The 7,546-nt window shown below is 63.9% G+C and carries 10 protein-coding genes; 9 read left to right on the forward strand and 1 reads right to left on the reverse strand.

Annotation, left to right across the window (positions count from 1 at the left end; all coding sequences use genetic code 11):
- Positions 1-749 (reverse strand): thiamine pyrophosphate-binding protein (locus tag VGL01_RS10565; RefSeq protein WP_331569014.1); only part of this gene is annotated, 749 nt, incomplete at its 3' end.
- Positions 750-1,111: 362 nt separating this feature from the next.
- On the opposite strand from VGL01_RS10565, the gene VGL01_RS10570 reads away from it, so the two are divergent.
- The 9 genes from VGL01_RS10570 to VGL01_RS10610 all read left to right on the forward strand — a co-directional run.
- Positions 1,112-1,675: an RNA polymerase sigma factor gene (locus VGL01_RS10570; protein ID WP_331569016.1), complete on the forward strand. Its 564-nt coding sequence runs from the start codon at positions 1,112-1,114 to the stop codon at positions 1,673-1,675.
- Positions 1,672-2,100, forward strand: a complete 429-nt coding sequence (locus tag VGL01_RS10575; protein WP_331569018.1) for a DUF3619 family protein — start codon at positions 1,672-1,674, stop codon at positions 2,098-2,100. Before VGL01_RS10570 ends, VGL01_RS10575 begins: the two co-directional genes overlap by 4 nt.
- A gap of 25 nt (positions 2,101-2,125) precedes the next feature.
- Positions 2,126-2,860 carry a DUF3106 domain-containing protein gene (locus VGL01_RS10580; RefSeq protein WP_331569020.1) on the forward strand — a complete coding sequence of 245 codons (735 nt, stop codon included), beginning with the start codon at positions 2,126-2,128 and terminating at the stop codon, positions 2,858-2,860.
- 28 nt (positions 2,861-2,888) lie between these two features.
- Positions 2,889-3,434 carry an RDD family protein gene (locus tag VGL01_RS10585; RefSeq protein ID WP_331569022.1) on the forward strand — a complete coding sequence of 182 codons (546 nt, stop codon included), beginning with the start codon at positions 2,889-2,891 and terminating at the stop codon, positions 3,432-3,434.
- 80 nt (positions 3,435-3,514) lie between these two features.
- Entirely contained in the window at positions 3,515-4,450 is a 936-nt protein-coding gene (locus VGL01_RS10590; RefSeq protein ID WP_331569024.1) for a UDP-2,3-diacylglucosamine diphosphatase, read from the forward strand.
- Between the two features lie 49 nt (positions 4,451-4,499).
- The gene (locus VGL01_RS10595) at positions 4,500-5,531 is read left to right on the forward strand and encodes a glycosyltransferase family 1 protein (protein ID WP_331569026.1); all 1,032 of its coding nucleotides are present in this window, start codon (positions 4,500-4,502) and stop codon (positions 5,529-5,531) included.
- Entirely contained in the window at positions 5,528-6,016 is a 489-nt protein-coding gene (locus VGL01_RS10600) for a diacylglycerol kinase (protein WP_331569028.1), read from the forward strand. Before VGL01_RS10595 ends, VGL01_RS10600 begins: the two co-directional genes overlap by 4 nt.
- A gap of 227 nt (positions 6,017-6,243) precedes the next feature.
- The gene (locus tag VGL01_RS10605) at positions 6,244-6,972 is read left to right on the forward strand and encodes a TetR/AcrR family transcriptional regulator (RefSeq protein WP_173256557.1); all 729 of its coding nucleotides are present in this window, start codon (positions 6,244-6,246) and stop codon (positions 6,970-6,972) included.
- A gap of 2 nt (positions 6,973-6,974) precedes the next feature.
- The coding region (locus tag VGL01_RS10610; RefSeq protein WP_331569030.1) for a TIGR00730 family Rossman fold protein at positions 6,975-7,546 on the forward strand (572 nt) is incomplete at its 3' end.

The raw sequence follows: 7,546 nt of genomic DNA on the forward strand, positions 1-7,546 counted from the left end.
AAGCCGAGCAGACGCACGAGCCGCGTCAGCGCGTCGGATGCGTCGTTGAGGATCACGCCGCCGCCGGTGTAGACCATCGGCCGCTTCGCCTCGAGCAGGAGCTGCACCGCCTTGCGGATCTGTCCCGCATGGCCCTTGGTCACCGGGTTGTACGAGCGCAGCGAGACGGTCTTCGGGTAGACGAACTCCGTCGTCGCCTGCGTGACGTCCTTCGGAACGTCGACGACGACGGGCCCCGGGCGCCCGGTCGCCGCCAGATAGAACGCCTTTTTCATCGTGATCGCGACGTCGGCGACGTTCTTCACGAGGAAGTTGTGCTTGACGCACGGCCGCGTGATACCGACCGTGTCGCATTCCTGGAACGCGTCCTGGCCGATCGCGGCCGTAGGCACCTGGCCGCTGATGATGACGAGCGGGATCGAATCCATGTAGGCCGTGGCGATGCCGGTGACGGCATTGGTCACGCCGGGGCCCGAGGTGACGAGGCATACGCCGACCTTGCCGGTCGAACGCGCATAGCCGTCCGCCGCGTGGACCGCGGCCTGCTCGTGACGCACGAGCACGTGTTGAACCTTGTCCTGCTTGTACAGTTCGTCGTAGATGTAGAGCACTGCGCCGCCGGGATAACCCCAGAGCACTTCGACGCCTTCGTCTGCCAGCGCGCGCATGAGCACGGTGGCGCCTATCGACGAGGCTTCATGGGAAGGAGTGGTATCCGACGTGGAGAATTCCGCGCTGGGCATGTTCATCATTCACCTTTCGAATTTTCGGCAAAAAATTGATCGGGTGCTCTCTGCCGGGCTTGTGGCTCGGGTTCAAGCGGCGCGTCCAGTTTGACTGGCGGACTTCATGGGCCCGCCCCAAAAAGACAAGTCACTTATGTTGCGAACCGGCAACCTTAGCGGCTGCCGAGCACGCGGTCAAGCAAAAAATCGCATCCCAGGCACGGGGCATGCAGTGCCCAGGCGGCCCAGGAGGTGCGTTTGGGGCCAGGCGGCACGGCCATAAGTGCCCCATGGCCCCGAAAAGTTTGCTAGCATCCGCGGGTTTCGCGATATTTTTTTCAATCGATTACACGGCGTGCGCGCGCTTCGCGCCGCTGCCCCCCGGGATGGCATCAGAAAAGGAACTCGCCGACTTCCTGACGAGCATCGAAAGACGCGCGTTCAAGCAGACCGTCTACGCCGTGCGCGACGACGATGCCGCCCTCGACATCGTGCAGGACGCGATGATCAAGCTCGCCGAAAAATATGGCGACAGACCGCTTGCCGAGCTGACGCTCCTGTTTCAGCGTATTCTCCAAAACGTAACGCACGACCATTTTCGGCGGCAGAAAGTCCGGAACACCTGGGTGAGCCTTTTTTCGTCGTTCGGCAATGCCGACGACGACGATTTCGACCCGCTCGAGACGATCGAAGGGCAGGAACACACGAGCGGTTCGGAGAGCAGCCAGGAAAAGCTCGAGCGCGATCAGGTGCTCACACTCATCGACGCGGAAATCCAAAAATTACCGGCGCGTCAACGGGAAGCGTTTCTCATGCGTTACTGGGAAGATATGGATGTCGCCGAGACCGCCGCCGCCATGGGTTGCTCCGAAGGCAGTGTGAAGACGCACTGTTCGAGGGCGACGCATACACTGGCGGCCGCGCTCAAGGCCAAAGGAATCACGCTATGAGCTCCGCTCCCGAAACCAACGAATTCGAGTTTGCGCACAAAATCTGTCGCGCGCTCGACGAAAATGCGGCCAGCTTGCCCGCCACGACGGTCAACAAACTCGCGGCCGCACGGCGTGTCGCGCTCGGGCGCAAAAAGCCCGAGGCCGCCGTCGCCCGCGCGTTCGTGCTCGCCCCCGCGGGCGGTCCGGCGTTCGGCCCGCAACGTACGAGCCCTGTGGAGCGACGCGTGCCGCCGCTGCGCCGTTTCATGCGGCTTTTGCCGATCCTCGCACTGGTTGGCGGCGTCGCCGTCATCGCTTATTGGGAAAATCTGCAGCGTGCCGCCGAGCTCGCCGATATCGACGCAGCCATGTTGAACGACGAGCTTCCGCTCAATGCGTACCTCGACCACGGCTTCAACGCCTATCTCTCGCGAGCACGCTGACGGGCATGTGCAGGAGGAGACCGGCGTGAGCTACAAGCGCGGCCTGGCCGTCGTGTTCGCCTGTGCGATCGCGTCCGCCGTGGTGTTCGGAGCAACCTACCCCCGCTTTTTCGGCGAGACACCCGCTGCCCGGCCGGCGGGCGCGCCACCTAGCGCGCCTCCCGCACCGACGCTCGCCATCGAGCTCGCTCCCCTCGTCGACAACAACCCGCTCTCGTGGTCGCACCTCAGCGACGAACAGCACGCCGCTTTGGCGCCGTTCGCCACCGAATGGGACAGGTTCAGCGACGAGCGAAAGCGCAAATGGATCAAGATCGCGTCGCGTTTCGCGAAGATGTCGCCCGAAGCGCAAAAAAGACTCCATGAACGGATGGGTCAGTGGGTTGGCATGACGCCCGAGCAGCGCCGTGTCGCGCGCGAAAACTACCAGGTCTCGAAAGCGCTGCCCCCGCAAGCGCGCCAGAAGGCCTGGAAAGCCTATCAAGAACTCTCGCCCGAGCAGAAGGCACGGCTTGCCGCGCTGGAGCGCAAGCGGCGGCCGACCGTCGTGAGCGCCCCGCCATCGGGGCTCAAGAGCGAAATCCACGGCATCAATCGGCTCGCGGATGCTTCGTTGCCGACGAGCGGCGCTGCGGCGGCCAGTGCTGCCGCGGCCGCATCGGGCACAAGCGTGGCACCGCCGGCACCGGCGAGCGGAGTACCGGGCGCACCCACGCCGCTTTCGCCGTCGGAGGCGCCCTCGATCTTCCGCGGCGCCTGATGTCCGGCCCCGCCCGAGCCGCACACGCATGAATTCACCGTCGTTGCCGCCCAGCATTCGCCGCCGCCTCGCATCGCTCGTCTACGAGACGTTGCTGCTTTTCGGCATCGTATTCTTCGCCGGCTATCTGTTCGGCACGCTCACGCAACAACGCAACGGCCTCACGCACCGCCACCTGCTCGCCGTCTGGCTGGCCTTCGTCGTCGGCGTCTATTTCGTCTGGTGCTGGACGCACGGCGGTCAGACCCTGCCGATGAAAACGTGGCGCCTGCGCCTCGTCGGGCCTTCCGGCCAGACGGTCGGTCCAGTGCGAGCCCTGGCGCGCTATGGGTTGGGCTGGCTGTGGTTCGTGCCCCCGCTTGCGCTGCATCCGGCATTCGGCTTGCCGCTGCCCGCGACGCTCGCTGCGACGGCCGCGTGGTTCCTGCTCTGGGCTGCCTCGGCACGGCTCGATCCGGACCGCCAGTTCCCTCATGACCGCATGGCGGGCACACGTATCGTCGAACTCGCGCCCGACAAGACGAGCCCCCCGGCGTCGGGCGCGGCCGAAACGTCGGGCCCGCCGACCCCGTAATAAGAACTTCCCGTGACTGTCATGTTGCAGTCACGCTCGCGTGGCGCAATGGGCGAATGTCCAACTCGACGCGAGAAGCCATGGACCGCACGACGGCCGCGACTTCCCTCCTTCGGCGGCTCGGCGCGACTGTCGCTGCCGTTCCCTTTCATCCCGCAGCGCCCGGCGGCGTCTCGGCGGGCACTCACGAGGCAGCGCACGAAACGGACGCGAGCGGTCACGACGACGACGTCGACAAGCCGCACCGTTACCGGACGATCTGGCTATCGGACATCCATCTCGGCTCGAGCGGCTGCCAAGCGAACTACCTGCTGGACTTCCTGCGCCACAACGATTCCGAATATCTCTACCTCGTCGGCGACATCATCGACGGCTGGCAGCTGAAAAAAGGCTGGTACTGGCCGCAGGCGCACAACGATGTCGTCCAGAAGATCTTGCGCAAGGCGCGCAAGGGCACACAGGTCGTTTATATCCCGGGCAATCACGACGAAGGCGCGCGGCAGTTTTGCGATCTCGCCTTCGGCGACATCCAGGTGCGTGGCGAAGCGTTTCATACGACGATTTCCGGTAAACGCCTGTGGATCGTACACGGCGACCTCTTCGACGGTGTCATCCAGCATGCGAAGTGGCTCGCCTATCTGGGCGACAGCGCCTACACGACGATCCTCGTGCTCAATCGCTGGTTCAACCGCATTCGCAGCCGCTTCGGCTTCCAGTACTGGTCGCTCTCCCAGTATCTGAAGCATCAGGTCAAGAACGCGGTCAATTTCATCTCGTCGTTCGAACACGTCATGGTCGACGAGGCACGGCGACGCGGCTGCGACGGAGTCGTCTGCGGTCACATCCACAAGGCCGAGATCCGCGATGTCGACGGCCTCGTCTACTGCAACGACGGCGACTGGGTCGAAAGCCTTTCCGCGCTCGTCGAAACCTTCGAAGGCGAGCTGCGCGTGGTCTATTGGACCGTCATGCGCTCGCCGCACGCTCATTCGCGCAAGGCCAAGGCAACGGCCTGACGTGTCCGCCTCCCCGCACTGTCCGCCATCCGGACCGGAGACTCTTCGCATGAAAATCATGATCGTGACCGACGCTTGGGAGCCGCAGGTCAACGGCGTCGTTCGCACATTGAAGAACACGACGCGCGAGCTGACCGAACTTGGCCATCGCGTCGAGCTCGTCACGCCGCTCGAATTCCGCACCATTCCATGCCCGACCTATCCTGAGATCCGGCTGTCGCTCTTTCCTCGCCGGCGCCTGCACGCGCGTATCGATGAATTCGCGCCCGACGCGCTGCATATCGCGACCGAGGGGCCGCTCGGCCTCGCCGCGCGCCGCTATGCCATCAAGCACGGGCTGCCGTTCACCACGGCCTATCACACGCGTTTTCCCGAATACGTGGAAGCCCGCTTCGCGTTGCCCGCCGCATTCACCTACCGCTTTCTGCACTGGTTCCACCGGCCCTCGCTCGCCGTGATGGCGCCGACGCCCGTCGTGAAGGCCGACCTCGAGCGCTACGGCTTTACGAATGTCGTCCTCTGGACGCGCGGCGTCGATCTCGATATCTTCCATCCGATGGAATCCAAGGTGCTCAATACCGCCCGGCCGATCTTTCTTTATGTCGGCCGTGTCGCCATCGAAAAAAACGTCGAGGCGTTTTTGAAGCTCGACCTGCCCGGCTCCAAATGGGTGGCCGGTGAAGGGCCTGCGCTCGCGGAACTCAAGTCGCGCTACCCGGAGGTCAATTACCTCGGCGTGCTGACGCAGGCGGAACTGGCGAAGGTCTATGCCGCGGCCGACGTCTTCGTGTTCCCGAGCCGCACCGATACCTTCGGGCTCGTGCTGCTCGAATCGCTGGCCTGCGGTACGCCCGTGGCCGCGTATCCGGTGACGGGGCCGATCGACGTGCTCGGCGACGGCGACGCCGGCGCAATGAACGAGGACCTGCGCGAAGCGTGTCTCGACGCGTTGAAGATCGATCGCGCCGCCGCGCGTGCGTGGGCCGAGCGCTTTTCCTGGCGCGCCGCCTCCGAGCAATTCGCAGCGCACCTGAAACCGCTCTCGCATGCGCCGTGGCACGAGCAAAGCGCCGCCGCATGAAGCACGACGAACCGCCGATCGGCCGCGAGCCGCCCGACGCGCACGAGCCGCTCGGGCCCGACGATCCGCTTGCGCCTCTGCCGTTCAACCCCTACAAGGGCAATCGGGGGTTCACGCGGGCGTGGCATGCGCTCAAGAACTCGCTGAACGGCTTTCGCGTCGCCATTCGCGAGGAAAGCGCGTTCAGGCAGGAGCTCACGCTCGCGGTGCTGCTCGTGCCGATCGGTATCGCCGTGCCGGTGGATGCCGTCTCCCACGTTTTGCTGATCGGCTCGGTGCTGCTCGTGCTCATCGTCGAGCTGCTCAATTCGAGCGTCGAAGCGGCCATCGATCGCATCTCGCTCGAACGTCACGAGCTGTCGCGGCGTGCCAAGGACCTCGGCAGTGCCGCGGTGAGCGTCGCGCTGCTCGTCTGCGGGCTGACCTGGGTTCTGCTCGTCGGGCCGCTCGTCGCCCACTGGGTGCGGCTGCTGCTCGACGGCTGACCGCCCGCCCCATCGAATCACTGGTGAGCGCACCGTTCACCGTTGAACTTCTTGTCTCAAAAAAACGAACGACCGTGCTCCATGAAAACCCGGAGGGCGGTCGAGGAAGAGAACGAGCGGTTTATAATCGGCCCACTACATTCGAGACATACAACCAAAGCCGGGCAAGACGATGTACGGGTCCCGCGTGGGGCCGCGTATTGCCGGGCGCCACTGGGCCGGACGACATGGAAGCCAAAACTCCCCGCCGCACCCGCGAACGGATCCTCGAGTTATCGCTGAAGCTCTTCAACGAGATCGGCGAGCCGAACGTCACGACGACCACGATCGCGGAAGAGATGGAGATCAGCCCCGGCAATCTCTACTATCACTTCCGCAACAAGGACGACATCATCAACAGCATCTTCGCGCAGTTCGAGCAGGCGATCGAAAAGCGTCTGCGGCTGCCCGACGATCATCGTCCGACCATCGACGAAACCTGGTCGTATCTGCAGTACATGGCCGATTTCATGTGGCAGTACCGTTTCCTCTATCGGGATCTCAACGATCTGCTCGCGCGCAATCGCACGCTCGAGACGCATTTCAAGCAAATCATCAGTCACAAAGTCCGCTTCGCGCGCGAGCTGTGCGAGTTGCTCGTGGCCGACGACGAAATGGTCGCCACACCCGAGGAAATCCAGGTCATCGCGACGAACATGGGCGTCATCGCCACCTATTGGCTTTCCTATCAGTTCGTCATGCATCCGCGCAAGTACAACGACCAGGAAGCGATTCGCGTCGAGCTCTATCAGGTGAGCGTGCACGTGATTTCGATCATGGCGCCCTATCTGCGCGGCCGCTCGCGCCAGCTGTTCGACGACCTCGTCTCGGGCAAACTGCCGATGCGCGAATTCCATGATTACCTGCCGCCGCGCGATGCGCTGCCCAAAGCCGCCGTCAAGGACGCCGGAGTATGAGTTTGAAGTCGATTTGCGTTTATTGCGGCTCGTCGATGGGGACACGGCCCGTCTATGTCGAAGCCGCGCAGGCGTTCGGCCGCGCACTCGTGGACGCGGGCTGCTCGCTCGTCTTCGGCGGCGGACGCGTCGGGCTCATGGGCACGATTGCCGATGCAGTGCTCGCGGCGGGCGGGCGGGCCGTGGGTGTCATTCCGCAGCTGCTGCTCGAAAAGGAAGTCGGGCATACGGGCTTGAGCGAGCTGCATGTCGTCGCCGACATGCATGAGCGCAAGAAGATGATGGCGGACTTGTCGGACGCGTTCGTTGCGCTCCCCGGCGGGGCCGGTACGCTCGAAGAGCTGTTCGAGGTCTTCACGTGGGCCCAGCTCGGCTATCACGCGAAAGGAATCGGCCTGCTCGATATCGACGGATACTATCGGCCGCTCGTCGCCATGCTCGAGCACACGGTGAACGAAGGGTTCATGCAGCGCGAGTATCTCGATATTTTGCAGATCGATGCGCAACCCGATGCGCTCATCTCGAAACTGCAGCGTTATCACCCGCCTCGTCGGGACAAGTGGGCTTCGGAGCG

Origin of the sequence: Trinickia sp., assembly GCF_036503415.1 — a bacterium.
Taxonomy (GTDB): domain Bacteria; phylum Pseudomonadota; class Gammaproteobacteria; order Burkholderiales; family Burkholderiaceae; genus Trinickia.